Source organism: Christiangramia oceanisediminis (assembly GCF_022570735.2).
GTDB classification, from domain to species: domain Bacteria; phylum Bacteroidota; class Bacteroidia; order Flavobacteriales; family Flavobacteriaceae; genus Christiangramia; species Christiangramia oceanisediminis.
In genome coordinates this window covers 55,433-75,971 of record NZ_JANCNS010000002.1, presented here as the reverse complement: position 1 = coordinate 75,971, position 20,539 = coordinate 55,433, and the positions used below count along the sequence as shown (strand labels likewise).

13 protein-coding genes and 1 tRNA gene are annotated in these 20,539 nt (G+C 41.6%); 11 read left to right on the top strand and 3 right to left on the bottom strand.

Features of this window, described 5'->3' with window-relative positions:
• Position 1 precedes the first annotated feature (1 nt).
• The 5 genes from MKO06_RS07660 to MKO06_RS17145 all read left to right on the top strand — a co-directional run bounded on the left by MKO06_RS07660 (position 2) and on the right by MKO06_RS17145 (position 8,884).
• On the top strand, positions 2-1,348 hold the full coding sequence (locus MKO06_RS07660; protein ID WP_241551588.1) for an HlyD family secretion protein: 1,347 nt from the start codon (positions 2-4) through the stop codon (positions 1,346-1,348).
• Positions 1,345-2,739, top strand: a complete 1,395-nt coding sequence (locus MKO06_RS07655; RefSeq protein ID WP_241551587.1) for a TolC family protein — start codon at positions 1,345-1,347, stop codon at positions 2,737-2,739. Before MKO06_RS07660 ends, MKO06_RS07655 begins: the two co-directional genes overlap by 4 nt.
• 349 nt (positions 2,740-3,088) lie before the next feature.
• Entirely contained in the window at positions 3,089-3,571 is a 483-nt protein-coding gene (locus tag MKO06_RS07650) for a YciE/YciF ferroxidase family protein (protein WP_241551586.1), read from the top strand.
• A gap of 476 nt (positions 3,572-4,047) precedes the next feature.
• A complete protein-coding gene (locus MKO06_RS07645; RefSeq protein WP_341849953.1) occupies positions 4,048-4,725 on the top strand; it encodes a type 1 glutamine amidotransferase domain-containing protein in 678 nt (225 codons plus the stop codon).
• A 211-nt stretch (positions 4,726-4,936) separates the two neighbouring features.
• Positions 4,937-8,884 carry an AsmA-like C-terminal region-containing protein gene (locus MKO06_RS17145; protein ID WP_241551584.1) on the top strand — a complete coding sequence of 1,316 codons (3,948 nt, stop codon included), beginning with the start codon at positions 4,937-4,939 and terminating at the stop codon, positions 8,882-8,884.
• An 85-nt stretch (positions 8,885-8,969) separates the two neighbouring features.
• Here MKO06_RS17145 and MKO06_RS07635 read toward each other — a convergent pair whose 3' ends face one another.
• Positions 8,970-9,752 carry a DUF3575 domain-containing protein gene (locus MKO06_RS07635; RefSeq protein WP_241551583.1) on the bottom strand — a complete coding sequence of 261 codons (783 nt, stop codon included), beginning with the start codon at positions 9,750-9,752 and terminating at the stop codon, positions 8,970-8,972.
• Between the two features lie 256 nt (positions 9,753-10,008).
• Between MKO06_RS07635 and MKO06_RS07630 the strand changes: the two genes are divergently transcribed.
• From MKO06_RS07630 to MKO06_RS07620, 3 genes are all read left to right on the top strand, one after another.
• Positions 10,009-10,725, top strand: a complete 717-nt coding sequence (locus MKO06_RS07630) for a class I SAM-dependent methyltransferase (RefSeq protein ID WP_241551582.1) — start codon at positions 10,009-10,011, stop codon at positions 10,723-10,725.
• Between the two features lie 149 nt (positions 10,726-10,874).
• Complete coding sequence (locus tag MKO06_RS07625) at positions 10,875-11,624, top strand: LytR/AlgR family response regulator transcription factor (RefSeq protein WP_241551581.1); 750 nt, start codon at positions 10,875-10,877, stop codon at positions 11,622-11,624.
• Positions 11,602-14,583 (top strand): histidine kinase, encoded by a 2,982-nt coding sequence (locus MKO06_RS07620; protein ID WP_241551580.1) that lies wholly within the window; start codon positions 11,602-11,604, stop codon positions 14,581-14,583. Before MKO06_RS07625 ends, MKO06_RS07620 begins: the two co-directional genes overlap by 23 nt.
• A 1,159-nt stretch (positions 14,584-15,742) precedes the next feature.
• Here the strand turns inward: MKO06_RS07620 and MKO06_RS07615 are convergent.
• Positions 15,743-15,827 (bottom strand) — tRNA-Ser (locus MKO06_RS07615).
• 173 nt (positions 15,828-16,000) lie between these two features.
• Between MKO06_RS07615 and MKO06_RS07610 the strand changes: the two genes are divergently transcribed.
• Both MKO06_RS07610 and MKO06_RS07605 read left to right on the top strand, forming a co-directional pair.
• On the top strand, positions 16,001-16,705 hold the full coding sequence (locus MKO06_RS07610) for an SGNH/GDSL hydrolase family protein (protein WP_241551579.1): 705 nt from the start codon (positions 16,001-16,003) through the stop codon (positions 16,703-16,705).
• Positions 16,706-16,877: 172 nt separating this feature from the next.
• Complete coding sequence (locus MKO06_RS07605) at positions 16,878-17,906, top strand: M28 family metallopeptidase (protein WP_241551578.1); 1,029 nt, start codon at positions 16,878-16,880, stop codon at positions 17,904-17,906.
• Positions 17,907-18,742: 836 nt separating this feature from the next.
• Here the strand turns inward: MKO06_RS07605 and MKO06_RS07600 are convergent.
• Positions 18,743-19,384 (bottom strand): protein-L-isoaspartate(D-aspartate) O-methyltransferase, encoded by a 642-nt coding sequence (locus MKO06_RS07600; protein WP_241551577.1) that lies wholly within the window; start codon positions 19,382-19,384, stop codon positions 18,743-18,745.
• A gap of 134 nt (positions 19,385-19,518) precedes the next feature.
• On the opposite strand from MKO06_RS07600, the gene MKO06_RS07595 reads away from it, so the two are divergent.
• Positions 19,519-20,484, top strand: a complete 966-nt coding sequence (locus MKO06_RS07595; RefSeq protein ID WP_241551576.1) for a Gfo/Idh/MocA family protein — start codon at positions 19,519-19,521, stop codon at positions 20,482-20,484.
• Positions 20,485-20,539 lie beyond the last annotated feature (55 nt).

The following is a 20,539-nucleotide window of genomic DNA, read 5'->3' as shown; positions in this document are numbered from 1 at the left end:
AATGCTGAATATAACCACAAATACACTACATAAGGATGTTGACCTGAAACAATATGATTCAGGTAAAAAGGTTTTTCACGAAAAACACAACTCCTATTTTAATCGCTTTCTTAAAGGTTTTGCGATCTCTGGCATAGTGATACTCTTTTTACCATGGACGCAAACAGTTTCGGGGACGGGTAATGTAACTACCTTGCAGCCAGAACACAGGCCTCAAACCATACAGTCACCAATTCCAGGGCAGATCGCCCAGTGGTATGTACAGGAGGGAGACCGGGTACAAAAAGGTGATACCATATTAAGAATAGCCGAGGTGAAAGGTGAATACCTGGATCCAAACCTTGTAGAGAGAACAGGACAACAGGTTAGAGCCAAGTCTGGCTCACTTGTCTCGTATGATGAAAAGATATCTGCCCTGGAAAACCAGATCACCGCATTACAGCAGGAACAGGAGTTAAAGCTCGAACAGGCTCAGAACAAACTGGAACAGGCCAAACTTAAAATTCGCAGTGATAGCATCGATCTGCAGGCTGCAGAAACCAACCTAAGCATTGCCGAAACACAGTTTAACCGTACCAAACAACTTCAGGAAGAAGGTTTGAAAGCGATGACCGATGTGGAAGAAAAAAGGCTTAAACTGCAGGAAACGCAGGCCAAGCTTATCTCACAGGAAAACAAACTGCTGGCCAGCCGGAATGACCTTATTAATGCAAGGATCGAATTAAATCGAATTCGTGCCGAATATTCCGATAAGATCTCAAAGGCCCGAAGTGAACGTTCTACCGCCCAGTCCATGAGGTTCGAGACCGAAGCGGAAGTAAGCAAACTGGAAAATACCTTTGCGAATTATGAGATAAGGGACAGCCTTTATTATATCAAGGCTCCACAGAATGGTTACATCAATAAGGCCATAATCGGTGGGATTGGAGAGACCTTCAAGGAAGGTGAAAAACTGGTAAGCATCATGCCAGCAGATTACCAGCTGGCTGTAGAAACCTTTGTGGAACCTCTGGACCTTCCCCTTTTACATGTAGGTGAAAAAGTAAGGGTACAATTTGATGGATGGCCGGCAATCGTATTTAGCGGGTGGCCAAATATTTCTTATGGTACCTATGGCGCCGAGATCGTGGCTATTGAAAATTACATCAGCACCAACGGGAAATACCGTGTGTTGCTGGCGCCAGACCCTGATGATCATGAATGGCCAGACGCGCTAAGGGTTGGGTCAGGAGCAAATACACTGGCTCTGCTGGAAGATGTTCCTATCTGGTACGAGATCTGGCGTCACCTGAATGGTTTCCCTCCAAATTATTATACTCCGGAGAACGAAAAAGCTGCCGCAAAATGAGACATCTAAAGATATTTTTGCTGCTGATTCTAACCTGCCCGCTTTTTATGAAAGCGCAGGTACAGGACAGCACGTATCTGGGTTTCGAGGAGTATCTCAATCTGGTTAAGACCTATCACCCTGTGGTAAAACAGGCGGGGCTTATTACGGAACGTGCAGATGCAAACCTTAGGAGTTCCAGGGGAAACTTTGATCCTAAAATAGAAGCTGGTTACGATAGAAAGGATTACAAGGAAACCGAATATTACGACCTTCTGAATACCAGCTTTAAAATTCCAACCTGGTTCGGGGTGGAACTGAAGGCACAGTATGAGAACAATTCTGGCGTATACCTGAATCCGCAGAACACCGTACCCGAAGACGGACTTTTCGCAGCCGGAATTTCGGTACCGGTTGGTCAGGGCCTGTTCATCAATGAAAGAATGGCAACCCTAAAACAGGCCAAGGTGTTCGTAAGACAGTCTGAAGCCGAACAGCAGATAGCAGTCAACGACATTCTTTACAGGGCTTCACAAGCCTATTTCGACTGGTTCAGTTCTTACCTGGAAATGGAACTTCTAGAAGGATTTCTGGAAAACGCCCAGATCAGGTTTCGAGGTGTCGTTCGTAGTTACCAGGCCGGAGACAAACCAGCTATAGATACCACCGAAGCCAAACTTAATATCCAGAACAGGCGATTAAGCCTGGAACAGGCAAGGCTTGATTATATAAAGAATTCCCTGCAGCTATCAACCTTTTTATGGAATCAGGATAATGAGCCGTTAGAATTAAGGGAACAAACCTACCCCGCTCCGGCCAGTATAGGCCAGGTAGATGAGATTCTTGATATACAGGCACCATCGACCCTGGAAGAGCATCCCGTAATACGATCTTTAAACTATAAGATCGAGATCCTGGAATTGGAACAACGATTAAAAGCGAACAAGTTATTGCCTAAAATAAACCTTGAATATAATTTTCTTACCGAGGAAGCTACAGAGTTCAACAGTCTCAATTACGACAACTATAAGTTTGGCGTCAATTTCAGTTTCCCTTTATTCCTCAGGAAAGAAAGAGGCGAGTTGAAACTGGCTAAACTTAAAGTCGAAAATGCCGATTTTGACCTTGTAAACAAACGAATTGAATTGCAGAATAAGATACTCGCCTTGCGAGAGCAGGTGAATTCACTACGTGAACAAACCATAATAATGGAGGAGCTTATAGACTCCTACGAACGTATGCTTGAAGGAGAGGTGCGTAAATTCGATCTTGGGGAAAGTTCGATCTTTCTTATCAATACCAGGGAGAGTAGTCTACTCTCTGCCCTGCAAAAGGAGATTCAGTTACAGAATAAACTGCTAAATTCAAAAGCAGAACTTTTCAGGATCCTGGCTACGATCCCGCAAATTTAAATCCTGGAATCTATAAAGGAACAAAGGGAACAAAAATGATCTAACATTCATTGTTCCCTTTGAGTGTCATACTCTTTATCCAGCATTATCTGGACAATCCACAGGTATAATCTCAGCTCAACTTAATGTAGCACCCTGCATGACATTATAAATTTACAAAAAATACACTTCACTACGAAAAATTGCACCTAAAAAATTGAGCCTGAGCAAAGTCCCTGTTTATAACCAAACCGACATAAATCGAATTTCAGGCTGCCTGTTTTAATAAATCTTATAAATAGTTTATTAATCATTTAACCACTATTTCCATTTGTAAATAGTAGTTTGAATAAAACCTAAAAATGAAGTTATGAGAAATTTAGAGGACTTATTTGAACACCAGTTAAAAGACCTTTATAATGCAGAAGGACAATTAGTGAATGCCCTGCCTAAAATGAGGTCGGCAGCCCATAACGGCTCGCTTAAGAAAATATTCGAAGATCACCTAAACGAAACCAGGCAGCATATCGAACGCCTGCGGGAAATTTGCAAGGAACTTGATATTGATCCAAAAGGCGAAGAATGCAATGCCATGAAGGGAATTATCCGGGAAGGCGAAGAGTTCATGGAACTCAATATAGATCCAGATGTAAAGGACGCAGGACTGATCAGCGAGGCACAGCGAATAGAACATTATGAAATAGCCGGTTATGGTACTCTCGTACAGTTTGCTGAAGAACTTGGCTATGCTGATATAGCTGAAAAGCTTACGCAGAATCGAAATGAAGCATACCGCACAGATGAACGTTTCAATGAACTTGCCAAGGAACGTTTGAATAGAAAGGCAAGATAATTTGACCCAAATAATTGTTCAAGTAAAAAGTCCTGGCTCTCCAGGACTTTTTTTAGGCTAATTCGTAATTAAAATTTTTCTTTTAAAAACGTGTTGTCTAATCAATTAAAATACTGTTTCCATTTCACCTCCTTTTTTAGTATATCTATAATACAAACGTTAAAAATTGATGTATGGTTTTACCAAACCGAACTTTTAAATCAATCTTTCTCGATTCTCTTTCCTGATTCCAATTGTTTTTGGCTCTAAAAAAGATGACCCTAAACCGGGAATTGGCAATACTACCAGCGGTGAACCAAACAAAGCATTTTTCACTGGATACGGGAGAATAACTAGAAAAAATATCATTGGGAAAAGCTTCTGAAACTTTACCTATACTATAACACAGGCCAGGTATCCTAATGGTTAATTTGCAAAAAAGAGTTCCTGAGCAGATCAAAGCCTATTCGGGGATCAGTAAACCTAAAAAATTAGTTATGAACGTATTATTTGTACTTACTTCACATGATGAACTGGGAGATACCGGAAATAAAACCGGATTCTGGATTGAAGAGTTCGCAGCTCCCTATTACAGGATGCTCGACAAAGGCGTAAAAGTCACGGTTGCCACCCCTAAAGGTGGAATGGCACCAATAGATCCAAGCAGTGATACCGAAGATGCCCAAACCGAGGATACTAAAAGATTCAAAAGCGATGAAAAAGCCCGGGAGGTGATCAATAACACGCATAAGCTTTCAGAAATGGATCCTGCAAATTTTGATGCCGTCTTCTACCCTGGTGGCCACGGCCCATTATGGGATCTTTCAAAAGATAAAGATTCGATAAAACTGATAGAAAGTTTTAATTCGGCTAAAAAACCGATCGGCTTTGTATGTCACGCTCCGGCGGCCTTAAAGAATGTAAAAAAAGGAAATGGCGAACCGCTGGTAAAAGGTAAAAAAGTCACTGGTTTTACCAATTCTGAAGAAGAAGCCGTGGAACTTAAAGATGTAGTGCCTTTCCTTGTAGAAGACATGCTCAAAGAGAATGGAGGAATTTATTCCAAAGGCGATGACTGGGCAGAATATGTGCTCGTTGATGGGAACCTGGTAACCGGGCAAAACCCGGCTTCATCTTCCCTGGCTGCTGAAAAGCTTTACGGCTTGATCAAATAGGAATTAAATCGAGAATAATTTAAAACCTGCCGGGCAACCTGCAGGTTTTTTATTGCTGAATTTTTTAAGATCAAAATTCAATGCCGTAAGGCCAGATTTGTTAAATTCGGTTTTATAGAACAAAAAACAGGTTATACAAAGATTCTTTTGGGCTGCTAATCCCGGTTTTAAAGAAAAGATTGCGTTTACCTGAAACCTCAACCAAGCTAACGTGGAGTCTAAAGAAGACGAAAGAAATTCCAAAAAGTGGTTAAAGAATGTCGGCATGATCCTGGCCGTGCTTTTCCTGGTTCCCGCTTTTCTTTTTACTCTTGGATATTTCAAGCGGGATTTCCTTATAGATGAGTTGCAGGACTGGTATAATGAAAACAATAATGGCAGCCTTGAAATTGGAGATGTACAGGCCACTTTCCTGGAAGGTTTTCCCAATGTTGGTTTTACGATCAGGGATATCAACCAAACCGGTTTTGATACCATTCTCGACAAAAGAACCTCCATAGGCATTAAGGAGGCCAGGGTTAGCATAGGCGCGGTAGACCTGTTGATGGGGCAGATCGAGTTCAAGAATATAGAGATTGACCAGGCAAATATTCAGTCTCAGGTGATCTCCGAAAAAACACTGGAAGAATACATACGAGTAAAAATTGAAAAGCAGGGCGATCCCAGTTATGGACTCAGCTTCCCGTTCTGGCTGGATACCGAACGCACCAATTTCAGGTTGCGGGATATTCGCTTTGTTTCAAAAGACAGCATGCTTAATAAATACTTCGACCTGGAAGTACGGGAAGCTAGCGGCAGAATAAGAAAAGATGATGACATGGTTCACGGAAACCTCAATTTTGAGGTCCTGGTAAACGATCTCGGTTTTAATACCGAAAAGGGCAGCTATATCAACGGTGCAGTGATTTCAGGGAGCCCGCGTTTCACCTTAAATGAAGACCGCGACCTGCTGAGCCTGCCTGAATTTATGCTTGAAATTGGTGAACAGAATTTTAACACGGAAGCAAAATTCGATTTTGACGGCATCAATTCGTATGAATTCACATTCCTTAATTCAGAAACCAATTTTCAGCAAACCAGGAACTTGCTTCCAGACAGTCTGGCGGCCAAACTTGCCAATTATGAGTTCAGCGATCCACTGGAAACCCGGCTCAACTTAAAAGGTACATTCCAGTATGGCAATGTCCCTTATATAACAGCCAGTTTTTCTACCACAAACAACCGCATCCAGCTAAGGGAAAACCTGGCCCTAAGCGATGTGAACATTGAGGGATCTCTTACCAACAGTTTAACGGAGGCCGTTAGTGAAGGAAAACAACATCCGGGAAAGCGGGACATCCGGATCTATTTCAAAGATTTTACGGCTCAACTGGAAGACATCCAAATCGCGGCAACAGACTCCTATTTTCAGTCATCTGAAGAGGCCATGAACTTCGTAAAGGCAAACCTCAACATGTCTGGTTCCAACGAAACTTTGGCAAAAGCTCTCCAAGCCAATAATTTTAATTTCATTGGTGGCACATTTTCCCTGGAAACTCAAATTAGTGGGGATATCGCGAGCCCAGCCGGGATCTTCGATAAGTCTACCGGGAATTTCAAACTCATCAATACCCGGGTGGTATTGACCAAAAACAATATTCAGCTTCCGGTTGAGGTGCTCGATGTGGCCCTGACCAACAGCAATTCTATCCTTGAAGAACTGCGTATCGCCCTGCCAAATGGAGAGCAACTGGTTTTTAGGGGAAGTGTTGATAATTTCTCGTCCCTTTTGGTAGATAATCCCGAATCGCCTGCCTCTACCGATGTAAGCCTGGATTCTGAAACATTGAACATAAACGATCTCCTGGCTACCGCCATGGAATTCGTACCCGCTTCCAACCAGGATACCAGGAAGTATAATACGCTACATGAAACCTTTGAAGCCATCTATAATAAATTCCAGCCCCGGTTCAGGCTGGACCTCAACACGGTGATCTATAACGAGAATGAGTTCCAGGATCTCGATGCCGATATCCGGTTTATAAATTCAGAAACCATTCAGCTTAAAAACCTGAGCTTTAATTATGATAATGCGATCACCAAAATCAACGGATCGCTACGAATTCCTGATCCCGGCAGGGAATTAAAAGAACCTGTATTCATCGACGTGGAGGCGCAATCCTCCGGCCCCATTGGTGTTTTCGACAGGCTTTTCAATATTCAACTGCTGGATATCAATGCCGGAAGCTTCAATTTCTCCGGGAAGGTGACCGGAAACCTTCAAAAATTTCGAGAGCTGCTCAATAACGCTGATGGAGATCTTTTGCTTAGCAATACAAGGTTTTACTACCCAAAGGCAGCTATAGACCTGGAACTGGACAGTCTTAAGATTGGTATCCACGATTCAAATATCGAGGTGAAACCATTTACGATCGCCATAGACGATCATAAACCTTTTAGCTTTGAAGCAAGGGTAGAGCAATTTCCAGGATTCCTGGTAGATAGCCTGGAAAGCAATGGTCGCATTTTCATGGCACTGAAAGCTCCTTACATCGACCTTGAACAGTGGGTGGACATGGTAAGCAGTTTGGAGCCCGATACCACTAAAACAGTTCAAAGCAAACCTGACCTGAATGCCGTTTTTACTGATATCTACCGGTTCCATCCGGAATTCAAATTAAGCGTTGATTCCCTGAAGTATGGTAACCTGGTGTCCGAAGATCTTAGCGCTAGAGTCTATTTTGAAAATGATTCTATTCTCAAACTGGATGATCTGCATGTTGCCTACCTGGATTCAGAAGCATTTATAAGCGGCCAGGTTGAGGCACAGAACAATCCGAATTCTGGGAGCGACCGTAATCCTTTCGACTTTGAGTTTTCTATAGCTGCCGAAGGAAAATCGAAAGACCTGAACGAGTTGCTTCAAACGGTGAACTTCCTTTTAAGATCTGGTGATTTCAAATTTAACATGAGCTATCGTGGTGAAGCCAGCGACCTGAAGATCATGAATACCAGTGCTCTTGGGGAGTTGAGTTTCACCAATACAAGTGTGGATATTGAAGGAACCGATATTCGGCTTCCGGTAGACAGTTTGCATTTGCTTATCGAAAATGACCTGGCCTATCTTGAAAACCTCGATATAAACCTGCCCGGGAAAAGTTCCCTGGCAATTACAGGACAGATCGATAATTTCTCCAGCTTTATCAATACCGAAAGTTCCAATAACACCCATACCTCTTCATTCGAGATCAAATCGCCTTATTTACATAGCGCAGACCTGAAGGAACTGCTGGGCACAACCGGAAAGAGGAAAGACAGCGCAGACCGAAAGAAGCTTGAAATTAAAAATTTAAAGCAAATTCTTAGCAATATAAATCGATCTTACCGGCCCTCGGCGGGCATACAGATCGATTCTTTGATCTATAGGGATCTCGGTGTTTCAAATTTTAATTCCAGGATCGAATATGACGATTCGGGTGCCATTCGTATCGCAGATACCAGGCTTCGATACGATGAAGGACAGATAGACCTGCAGCTGGAAGCCGGTGTGGCAGTAGAAGAAAATCTGCCAGTGAATATTAAGATGAATATCGAGGACATCGATCTTGAAAATCTGATAAAAGACCTGGATTATCTCAAAAATAAAGACCTTCGGAATGCCAAAAAGATCAAAGGAAAACTCGACCTGGAATTGGACCTAAGAGGTATCCTTAAGGATAGCGGAACGGTGGCGATCAATACTTTAAATGGAAAGCTTAAAATGAACCTTCGCAACCTGGCCATTCATGAATTTGATCCCATCACCGAGAATGTGATCCTGTTGAAGGAAGAGCGATTCAAAAACCTTGAATTTCGCCCTATCAAACAAAGTTTTACGATAAACAACGGGATGATAGAAGTGCCCCGCACCGAAATTCAATCTACTGCCCTGCATTTCTTTATTGAAGGCCGCTCTAAAATAGGCGAATATCATAATATCTGGATCTCCCTACCCTGGAACAATATCTTTAAAAGCAGAGATGGCCAGGAACTACCAGAAAAGATATCCTTTGAAGAATCTGGGGCCAAATTCTATATACAGGTGATCCAGGACAAGGAAAGTGAAAAAGAACGCAAACAAAAACTAAGAACCAAATTCAGGCTTGGTAACAGAAAGCTTGAAAAGGAAAAAGAAAATTGAAAACATCCACACTAAAAGGGAAACTGCCAGGAGTTTGACCCAGGCAGTTTCACCAATTACCAGGTTGAAGGCAGGGGGACTGCAATTAAAATCTATAGCCTATAGCGATCCCGGCACGTATTCCTCCCCAGGGTCCGTCTACCTTAATGTTGGCTCCCCGTGAATCCACTTCATGGGTAAAATCTCCCACCGGCATATCTATATCGCTAAGTACCTCATCAAGGTCCTGTTGCTCCTGTTCAGAAAGAGTTTCGGTAGTTCGTCCCAGAAGGTCTCCATTACTTGTGCCATAATGTGGCCCAATTATGAACCAGTCCAGGACAAGCCTGTTACCAAGGTTAAACTGGCTTCCAACCTGTAAGCCAAAAGTATTGCTTTTAAGCTCTCCACTGGTCACTACTACTTCTTCATTGCCTTCATCAGAATCATAATAGAATTGTATCCCTTTTAGATCGTAATTGGTATGCCTATAAAAAGGCGCCAGGTAAAATCCCTTTCCATAACCATCTCCAAAATAAATCCTTATTTCTGGCGTAAAACTGGTGTATTTGATAGAGGAATTCTCCAGGTATCGGTTGAGATCCTCTTCCTCGTCTGCCGATTCAAGCAGCAGGTCTTTAAAGGGAAAATCTCCCTCTGGAATGGTGGAATAGGTTAAGGCTACAGAGAACCTTTGATTTAAAACCCTTTCATACTGAAACTGAAAATTTCGAAAGACCAGGCTCGTGGGCGCGAACTTTGGAATGTTCTTCCGCTGGGTATAGATAGGTTTTAGTTCTTCCTCCTCTTGAAAGGCTTGATTGGTTTCCTGGCCAAAACTTAGGTTCAGGGCTAGAAAAAACACGATTAACAAACTGGCATTTTTCATATTCTTAAAATTTAGAGGTGAATTAGATCCGGCAAAAGTGAGAGTTGGGGAAGCCACTTGAATCGCATTATAGGGAATACGAAAATCCATTGAATTTAGTTCAGAAATGAAAGCCCTACAATACCTTCAGGAGGGTATTTTTAAGGAGAACCACTGCTCTTTAAACCTATATAGCCATTAGATGCCGACTTCGGTTCCCGCCATAAATGGAAAAGTGCCTGTGTTTCCTTAATTTTAGAGAAACGAGAAATTGGATATGGAAACCTTTAAATACTTATTACTTGTTATAGCTGCTTTAAGCTTCTTTCAGTGCAAGGGTCAGACAAACGAAAAAGATGAAAATTATACCTATCAAAATGGTAGTTTCGATGGGATTGGCAAATTTTACAAAGGACGGGAGATCGCTCATGTAATGGGGTTCCAGGGGATTGGCTGGCTGGAGCGGCCAGAAAGAGAAAAAGAGGAAAATACCAGCCGATTAATCAAAAATATGGATATTCAACCCGGAAATACCATAGCCGATATTGGTGCGGGCTCTGGTTACCATGTTTTTAAAATGGCTCCTCTGGCCGAAAATGGGTTGATTTATGCCGTAGATATTCAGCCCGAAATGCTGCAAGCCATCGAGAAACGTAAAAAGGCTGCTGAACAGGAGAATATCAGGCTTATCCAGGGTTCAGAAAAAAGCACAAAACTTCCGGAAAATTCAGTAGACAAGATTTTGATGGTAGATGTGTATCACGAATTTAGTTATCCGGTTGAAATGCTGGAATCCATGCACGCTGCCTTGAAGAAAGACGGAAAAATTTACCTGATAGAATATAAGGGCGAGGACGATTCCATTCCCATCAAGAAATTGCATAAAATGACAGTAGCGCAGGCAGTAAAAGAGTTTGAAGCGAACGGCTTCAGGCTTATGGAAAATATAGATAATCTTCCCTGGCAACATTGTATGATATTCATAAAGAAATAAGCTCGGTTCGAACTGATAATTTCAGGTAGATTCTGGAATTCTTTAACTTTCCGCATTTTTATTTACCCGGGGCGCTAATCTTTAAGTTATGCATATTATTTTAGCGTTACTCAGGGATTAGGCCTGAAAACTAATTGAAGTTAAATCTTATGATCAAAGTAGTCATTATCGACGACGAAATAGGTGCCCAAAGCCTATTGGAAAAGACCCTGCATAAATATTTCCCAAATAAATTCATTATAGCTGACAAATGCCCTTCAGTAGATTCAGGAGTACTTGCGATCAAAACTTATGAGCCAGACCTTGTTTTCCTGGACATCCAGATGCCTGAAAAGAATGGTTTTGAATTGTTCAGATATTTTGATGCCATTAATTTTGAAGTCATTTTTACCACTGCTTATAATCAATTTGCGATTAAGGCTATCAGGCAGAGTGCGCTTGATTATTTGCTGAAACCTATTAATCACCTTGAACTGGCCGAAGCGATCAAAAGGTTCGAGGCCAAAAACGAAAGCAGTTCTGCTCAAAAGAAACTATCGCTGCTGCTCGAAAACCTGAACGTGAACGACCAGAACGTGAGTAAGATCGCATTTCCAACCCTTGAAGGTTTTGAACTTATTCACTCCAACCAGATCCTGTACTGTAAGGCAGACAGTAATTATTGCGGAATTAAAAAGATAGACGGCAGCCAGAGGATGGCCACGAAAACCCTGAAATATGTGGAGGAAATTCTGCCCGCACCCTTTCTAAGAATTCATAAGAGCTATGTGATAAACCTGAATTTCGTGGTGAGATATCATAAAGCAAATAAGGAAGTTGAACTAACCAACGGGGAGAAACTGCCGGTCTCCTTTAGAAAAGAAGAAGAATTTATAAATGCCATTCTCCAGAATCACTAGACTTCTACTCTTCTTCCTTTTAGCCTGTAATGTGGTTTTCTCCCAGAACCTGCCTGGAAATCACTATACCTCGGCCAATGAATTGCCCAACAATACCGTAAGATCCTTACTGGTAGACAGCAATAATATTCTCTGGATTGGCACCGATAATGGAGTTGTAAAGAAGGAAAACGATGCCTTTAAAAGCTATTTCGAGGAAGATGGGCTGGCTTTGAACAGCTGCTGGGCAATAGCCGAAGATGCAAACGGTAATATCTGGTTTGGAAGCTATGGCGCTGGTCTTAGCATTTACGATGGAGAGAAATTCAGGGTGATCTCAAAAAAAGACGGACTTGCACACAATGAGATCAACAGGTTGTATTCTTACCGGGATCACATGTATATTGGCACCAGTGATGGAGTTTCCCGGGTAAACATCAACAGTTTCGAGGTGCTATCCTGGAAATCGCCTTTAGAAGACGAGTTGTTGCGGGTCACAGGTTTCTTTCTACATGATCAGGAAGTTTATATCTCTACCTATAAAACCGGGATTTATAAGCTCACCCAAAATAGGGAAAACCCAGATCTGGTAAAGGTTAATGACCATCGATTCATCTATTCGGTTTTTCCTGAAAATGACAGTATCTACAGTAGCAATAAAGGATTTTTTACTAAAACAGGTATGGAAGACTATATCCTGAAAAAGCATCCAGAATTTGCTCAATATGGCTCTTCTATCATCTGGGATCATGTAAAGACCGCCAATAATAAGATCTATGCAGCTGCCTGGGGTATCTATGACACTAACGGTGGAATCTTCGAGATCAAGGACAACCAAATGATCTCAAGGGCTGGCGACTTCAATATTCCCAGCAAAAAGATCATTTCACTGGCTTATGATAAAAACTTCGGAAAATTATATGCAGGAAGCATGGATGCAGGCTTGTTCGAGGTGCAACTCGATCCTCAGGTAGAATTTCATAGCATTCCTGGCCGTGATGTATATGGATTCAGCTTCCGGGGAAAAAATGCAGCAGTATTACTTGATGATGGTATTTTTTTAAAAAGCAGGCTGGGCGAAAAGTTCATTTCTCTTGATCAATTAAAAGACTGGCAAAAGGCCTATGTTGCAAATACCGAAATCCCCCTGCCCAAATATGAAGACTCTTTTTACGAACTGGATTATTCCACCCCGCCTGCAGAGATCAGCTTTTATGATATCAAAGCTTCTGAAGGCAGTTTCTGGGTGAATACCAATATTGGGATTTTTGCTATTAAAGCTTCCGGAAAACTTCAGCGCTATATTCCGTTGCATTCTGAAGAGATCAATTTCTCTGAAGGCGGAGAGCTTATTGAAACCCACCCCTATGGAGGAGTGCGAATCTACAGCGACCTGGAGGATTTTGAATATACTCACTTCAGGCAGGAAGATCCCTTAACGCCTACCATGGTGGTCAATAGTTTGAAAAAAGCGGGGAAAACCTATTTGGTTTCGGTCTTTTCCGGGCTATATAAATGGGAGAATGGCGCTTTCAGATCTTACCTTGAAGACGGCACCTGGCAGGAAAAGAAATTAAGACATATCACTCAACTGAATGAAAACCTGGCCATGTCGAACGAGTTTGGCGATGTTTTTATCGTAAATGACGAGGAAGAATTCCGAATCCTGAAAAAAATTCCAAGAGCCAGCATTGAAGGAAACAGTATTTCATTCCTCAAATCGCATAATGGGAGTCTGCTTATTGGAACCGAAAAAGGTCTTAACCTTTATAAGGACGGCAGTTTTATTTTTCTGAATGAAGAGCAGGGACTGGAACAACCATTCCTGGGTGCAGAACTAAATGAAAATATACTTTCCATAGGAAGCAGGGGTGGCTTTTATCAAATAGACCTTAGCCGGGTCACCGATACAGAACCCCTGATACATAACCTGGATATTAAGGAGGTTTATGTTAATAACGGTCATTTTCCAGTAAAAAATATTGCCGATAATAAGAGGATCGAATTACAGCATGATGAGAATACGTTATTGCTGAAGTTCAGCACCAATGCTCACCCCTATCCTAAAAAGTTAAGTTACCAGTATCGCCTTAACCCAAAGGATGAATGGAGTCTTCCCTCTTCCAAACCGGATATATTTTTACCTTTCCTGCCACCCAGGAAGTACGAGGTATCTGTAAATGTGCTGGATTCGAGCACCGGTTTAAATCATACACAAACCCTGGCAGAGCTATCCATATTACCACCCTTCTGGCGCACCTGGTGGTTTGGGTTACTGGTATTTAGCAGTTTGCTGTTGATAGTTTTGGGCGTTTACAGGTACCAGATCAATCAGCACAGGCAGTTTGAGGAGCAGAAAAGACTGATCCAACAACGGGTTGAAGAAACCAAGATGGAGGCCTTACTGGCACAAATGAATCCGCATTTCATTTTCAATGCGATGAATTCCATTCAAAATTATATCCTGGACAGTGATATAGACAACGCAACGGTTTTCCTGGGCGATTTTGCTAAATTGATCAGGCTGAACCTGGATCATTGTACTCAGCCAAAAATTCTGCTAATCGAAGAGATCGAATACCTTAGGTCTTACATCAGGCTTGAAAATACGCGTTTTGATAATTCGGTAAAGGTCGCAATAGAAATCGACCCGGCTATAGATCCTTATGATATTGAAATTCCAACCATGTTGTTGCAAACCTTCGTGGAGAATGTATTTGTACACGCGTTCCCGGCCAGTGTTCAAGAACCCACTTTAGAAATTTCATTCAAACTACTACCTGGAAATATCCTGCTATGTAAAATTGAAGATAATGGAGTTGGCTATTCCCCGGGTGTCTCGAATTCAGTTCACCAGTCTAAAGGAATTAGCCTGGTAAAAGAACGTCTTTCCCTCCTGGGGTATCATGTTACGGAAGCTTTACAGGTAAAGACCTCAAAAAATAAAGGTACAACGGCGCTACTGAAACTTCATATATAACGATAACTTTAAAAATCCATACGTTTACTAAACGCAGTGCTTTGCTTAAAACTTAAGAATTAGCTTTACCTGAAAATTAGAGCTAGTGACAGCTAGACCAAAATTGGGGCGTTTCCTGAAGTTCATCTTATGAGTAGGGTCGTATTTGAATACAAGGAACAAGTATAGCGGTCACTTCTCTGATTTTTTTCATCGATTAACATCTAGCCTGCCTGTTCATTCCTAATTGAACTTTTATAATTAGCCTATCCAAAATTCTTTTGGAGCTCGATCTAACAGTTAAATAATTTATAATTATGTTTATTGTTTAATTAAAAACATTAAACATATTGTATATTTATGTACTTATAAAAAGCTAAAGAAGCTTATTCAAAAATGCATGCAAGAACTGAATAAGATTTTATAAAGAAATGCGCGTTGCAACAAAAAAAACTCCTGCCGGGATACGTCCGGGCGGAAGTTTTTTTATTTATCTAAAATATTTGGGGATAAATTAAAAATCCGGTTAATCCTAAGGCTATATGGATTAACCACGTTGATAAAAAAAGTAGATTCTTATATGAAACACCAAACTTACCTCTTCGATCCTATTTTGTTTTTACTCAGGCAGCAAAGAAAAAAGGATTAACTGCATTGATCCTGGGTGGGGAATCCAGCAAGAAAAATCCAGGCTACGTTCTTAGGATTAACTGCGTTGATCCGAAGAGGGTATCCAATACTTAAATTAAAGACTTAAGGGCGCTGGGCTTAGAAAAGGATTAACTGCATTGATTCTGGGTGGGGAATCCAGCAAGAAAAACCGCACTGCTCAAAGGCAGTGCTTTTTTGTTTTTGCTCAGGCAGCAAAGCCAGAAGGGATTAACCGGGTTGATCCCAAGTGGAGAATCCTGCAAGAAAAACCCAGGCTTCGTTCTAAGGATTAACTGCGTTGATCCGAAGAGGGTATCCAGTACTTAAATTAAATGCTTCAGGGCGCTACGTGACCTGGATCTGTATTTCACAAAATGGGATTAACTGCGTTGATCCTGGGTGGAGAATCCAGCAAGAAAAACCGCACTGCTCAAAGGCAGTGCTTTTTTGTTTTTGCTCAGGCAGCAAAGCCAGCTTTGCGCCTGGCTAAAAACAAAAAACCCGCAATTTTCATTGCGGGTTTTCCTTGCGGAGGAAGAGGGATTCGAACCCCCGGAGGTGTGACCCTCAACAGTTTTCAAGACTGCCGCATTCGACCACTCTGCCATTCCTCCCAGATCAGCTATTTGCTGAATGCGGGTGCAAATATAACACGCTTTTTTAATTATCCACAACTAAATCCTAAACTTTTTTTGGCCAATTTCCAGACTTCTCTCAACCTTCTAATTCCCAATATTTTATTTTCCGGCCAGTTCCTTTTTGTAAATTAATCCCAAAATTGTTCTCCATGAAAAAATCTATATTCAGCCTTATCTTTCTATTTGTTTTTATTTCTTTAAATGCGCAAAATCAAAATTATAAAGAACTAATGGAGCAGGACTGGCCCGAACTAAAACGCTACCACGAAGAGAACCAGCAGATCATTCAGAATAAAACCTGGCCTAAAGTTGTCTTTATGGGAAACTCCATCACCGAAGGCTGGGTAAACATGCATCCGGAATTTTTCAGCAATAATAATTACGTGGGAAGAGGAATCAGCGGGCAAACCAGTCCGCAAATGCTCATTAGGTTCACTCCAGATGTGCTCGACCTTAAACCTGAAGTAGTGGTGATCCTGGCCGGGACAAACGACCTTGCCGCGAATACAGGTTATGCTTCGGTAAAAATGATCAGCGATAACATAAAGGCCATGGCCACACTTGCAGACCAGAACGACATCAGGGTTGTTCTTTCCTCGGTGCTGCCGGTTTACGATTATCCCTGGCGACCAGGGCTTGAACCGGTTTCCAGGATCCAGGAACTCAATACATGGATGGAAAAATATGCCAGGGAACATGGATATGTTTACCTGGATTATTTTAGCAACCTTAGCAACGCTCAAAAAGGCATGAAAAAGGAATATTCTGAAGACGGAGTGCATCCCAACGCAAAGGCGTATTCGGTAATGGAACCACTGGTACAGGAAGCCATAGCCAATGCTCTTGATCAATAGAAAGGTCTTATGATCTTTGCACGGTAAAAGATTCTGGGTGGAGGGATAAATTCATTCCATTCAGTTTTAAACCATTTTGCTTCTTTCCTGTCTATTATTATGAGACCTTAATCCAAACTTTAACCCAAAAACCGCTATATTGGCGGCAATTATTAAAAAATTAAATCTGAAGATGAAAAGATTATTGATACTGGCCATCCCGGCACTGCTTACAGCCTGTGGGGCACAGAACAAAAAGGTGGAGAATGCGAATCCTATGGAATACGCTAACACCATTACCTCTGCTGAATTAAAAGAACACCTGTATATCTTCGCTAGCGATGAGTTCGAAGGCCGCGAAACCGGCGAACCGGGTCAGAAAAAAGCTGCTGAATACCTGAAAAAGGAATATAAGGCTCTAAACCTGCCTTCCCCGCTTGGAGGTGATGACTATTACCAGGAGGTGCCTACCAGCTATTTCAAAAGAGGAAATGTAAAATCTACAGAGAACGTAGTAGCCTTTTTAAAGGGCTCAGAAAAACCAGAAGAGGTGCTGGTCATTTCTTCTCACTATGATCACGTTGGTATTGATGACCAGGGAAGGATTTATAATGGGGCTGATGATGACGGTTCTGGAACAGTGAGTATCCTTGAGATCGCTGAAGCCTTTGTTCAGGCCAGCAAAGATGGATATACTCCTAAGAGATCCATATTATTCCTGAACGTAACCGGTGAGGAAAAAGGACTGGTTGGTTCTAAGTTTTATACAGACGAGCCTATATTCCCGCTTGAAAATACGGTTGCAAACCTGAATATCGATATGATAGGTAGAATAGACCCTGCACATGAAGGCAACGATAACTATGTATACCTGATTGGAAGCGATAAGTTAAGTACAGATCTACATGAGCTTAGCGAAAACGTGAACGAGAAGTATATCAATCTGGATCTTGACTATACATACAATGATGAGAACGATCCAAATCGTTTCTACTATAGAAGTGACCATTACAACTTCGCCAAGAACAATATCCCGATCATTTTCTATTTCAACGGAACTCACGCCGATTATCACAAACACACCGATACCCCTGAAAAGATCGAATATGACCTGCTTGCCAAAAGAGCAAGGCTTGTATTCCTTACTGCCTGGGAGATCGCCAACCGTGATGCAAGATTAGTAGTGGATAAAACCGATGCTACCGCCGCTTCCAAAAAATAGATCTGGTATTTTATAAAATTAAAGCCTCGTTGTCAAGACGGGGCTTTTTTTGTTGGAAATAGTTAGTATTGAGTATTGAGAATTGAGATGTGAGATTTGAGAATGAGAGAATGAGTTAATGAGTTAATGAGAAAATGAGATAATGAGAAAATGAGATAATGAGATAATGAGATAATGAAAAAAGGGGGTAATAAAACAATTAAGTAATGAATGGAGGAGAAATCTTGAATCTTGAACCTGGAATTTTGAATCCACTGCACTTTCAACTTTCCAACCTTAAAACTGTAGCACTTACTTACCAGATCTCTCCGTCGCTTCGCTTCTTCGAGATGACCCAAAAAAGAGGAGAAATCTTGAATCTTAAACCTGGAATTTTGAATTCACTGCACTTTCAACTTTCCAACTTTAAAACTTTCGAACTTCATTACCAGATCTCTCAGTCGCTTCGCTGCTTAGAAATGCCCATAAAAAAAAAGCAGAAATTTTGAATCCTGAACCTGGAATTTTGAATGCACTGCACTTTCAACTTTCCAACTTCAAAACTTTAGCAATTACAAACCAGATCTCTCCGTCGCTTCGCTACTTGGAAATGCCCCGTAAAGAGGAGAAATTTTGAATCTTGAACCTGGAATTATGAATTTAAAGCACTTTAAACTTTCCAACCTTAATACTTTCGAACTTCATTACCAGATCTCTCAGTTGCTTCGCTTCTTCGAGATGACCCATAAAAGAAGGAGAAATTTTGAATCCTGAACCTGGAATCTTGAATCCTGAACCTGGAATTTTGAATCCACTGCACTTTCAACTTTAAAACTTTAAACAAAAATTATCAATTCTTAGTTTTTGTCCTCAAGCAGTGGCACAAACCTGAAGGCTCCAAATTCCTTTTTATCGAACTCTTTAGCCGACTTACGAATGAAAAGGGTCATGGTTTGTACATTGCTTCCTACCGGAATTACCAGGCGCCCACCTACCTTTAATTGACCCAGCAGGTCCTTAGGTACTTCTGGAGCTCCAGCTGTGACAATTATTTTTTCGAAGGGAGCATATTCTGGCAAGCCCTTATAACCATCACCAAAGCTCAAATGTTTAGGCCTGTAACCTAATTTGGAAAGGAACAGCTTGGTTTTTTTATAAAGTTCCCGCTGCCTTTCGATACTGTACACTTTTGCCCCAAGCTCGCAAAGTACCGCGGTCTGGTATCCGCTTCCGGTACCGATCTCCAGCACTTTATCACCTTTTTTGACTTCGAGCAGTTCGGTTTGAAAAGCTACCGTGTATGGTTGAGATATGGTCTGGTCTGCAGCAATGGGAAAGGCCTTATCCTGGTAGGCATGATCTTCAAAACTGCTGTCCATGAATAGGTGTCGGGGAATCTTCCCGATGGCAGCCAGCACTTTTTCATCGGTAATCCCCTTTTTTTTAACGGTCTTTACCAATTGCTGTCTTTTTCCCTGATGTCTGTAGGTATCTTTCAACTCGGTTAGGCTTTTTTCAGGTTATAAAATTAACGAAAGCAGCTGATTTATGCCAGTTAAATCAGCCCCGGATTCCTGCGGGATTTATAAAGTATTTAATATCAAAATGCTATTTTTGTGAAAAATGCAAAAATATGCTGAAAGCTGGAGTTCTGGGTGCAGGCCACCTCGGAAAGATTCATCTGAAACTTTTACAACAATCTGAAGAATATGAGCTGGTTGGTTTCTATGATGCCAACATCGAAAATGCCGAGATAGTCGCCTCCAAATTCGGATATAAAATGTTCGAAAACCTGGATGAACTCATTGCCGAATGTGACATGATAGATGTGGTCACTCCTACCCTCTCGCATTTTGAAGTAGCCAAAAAGGTGATCACTGCAGGGAAACACCTGTTTATCGAAAAACCAATCACCAATACTTACAAGGAAGCTACAGAACTTATTGAACTGGCCAGTAAACACCGGGTAAAAGGCCAGGTTGGCCATGTAGAACGTTTTAACCCTGCTTTCCAGGCAGTTTCAAATCGAATCGAAAATCCTATGTTCATCGAGGCGCACCGTCTCGCCGAATTCAATCCTCGTGGTACGGATGTGCCGGTTGTGCTGGACCTGATGATCCATGATATCGACGCGGTGTTAAGCGTGGTACAATCTAAAGTAAAGAAGATCAACGCCAGTGGCGTTTCGGTAATTAGTGAAACACCCGATATCGCCAATGCCCGTATCGAATTCGAAAATGGCTGTGTGGCAAACCTTACAGCCAGCCGTATCTCGATGAAGAATATGCGTAAATCGCGTTTCTTCCAGCGAGATGCCTATATTTCTGTTGATTTCCTCGAAAAGAAATGTGAAGTCGTAAAAATGAAAGATGCTCCGGAAAATCCTGATGATTTTGCTATGATCCTTCAAAATGCGGAAGGTATCAGGAAACAGATCTATTTTGATAACCCGGAAGTTTCTCCAAATAACGCCATCCTGCAGGAACTGGAAAGTTTTGCAGATGCGATCAGGAACGATAAGGAACCAGTAGTGACCATGGAACAGGCTGCAGAAGCCCTGAGGGTTGCCAACCTGGTCATCGAAAATTTTAATGTATAATAGTATCAAACCTGTGAGGTCTTCGAGACCTCACAGGTTGTTAAAAAAACTAACT

Excerpts from the sequence above, each read along its gene's own strand:
- MKO06_RS07645 (WP_341849953.1), top strand. The coding sequence starts at position 4,048 with ATGAACGTATTATTTGTACTTACTTCACATGATGAACTGGGAGATACC.
- MKO06_RS07635 (WP_241551583.1), bottom strand. The coding sequence starts at position 9,752 with ATGAAAAATGCCAGTTTGTTAATCGTGTTTTTTCTAGCCCTGAACCTA.
- MKO06_RS07625 (WP_241551581.1), top strand. The coding sequence starts at position 10,875 with ATGATCAAAGTAGTCATTATCGACGACGAAATAGGTGCCCAAAGCCTA.
- MKO06_RS07610 (WP_241551579.1), top strand. The coding sequence starts at position 16,001 with ATGAAAAAATCTATATTCAGCCTTATCTTTCTATTTGTTTTTATTTCT.
- MKO06_RS07605 (WP_241551578.1), top strand. The coding sequence starts at position 16,878 with ATGAAAAGATTATTGATACTGGCCATCCCGGCACTGCTTACAGCCTGT.
- MKO06_RS07655 (WP_241551587.1), top strand. The coding sequence starts at position 1,345 with ATGAGACATCTAAAGATATTTTTGCTGCTGATTCTAACCTGCCCGCTT.
- MKO06_RS07620 (WP_241551580.1), top strand. The coding sequence starts at position 11,602 with ATGCCATTCTCCAGAATCACTAGACTTCTACTCTTCTTCCTTTTAGCC.
- MKO06_RS07660 (WP_241551588.1), top strand. The coding sequence starts at position 2 with ATGCTGAATATAACCACAAATACACTACATAAGGATGTTGACCTGAAA.
- MKO06_RS07650 (WP_241551586.1), top strand. The coding sequence starts at position 3,089 with ATGAGAAATTTAGAGGACTTATTTGAACACCAGTTAAAAGACCTTTAT.
- MKO06_RS07595 (WP_241551576.1), top strand. The coding sequence starts at position 19,519 with ATGCTGAAAGCTGGAGTTCTGGGTGCAGGCCACCTCGGAAAGATTCAT.
- MKO06_RS07630 (WP_241551582.1), top strand. The coding sequence starts at position 10,009 with ATGGAAACCTTTAAATACTTATTACTTGTTATAGCTGCTTTAAGCTTC.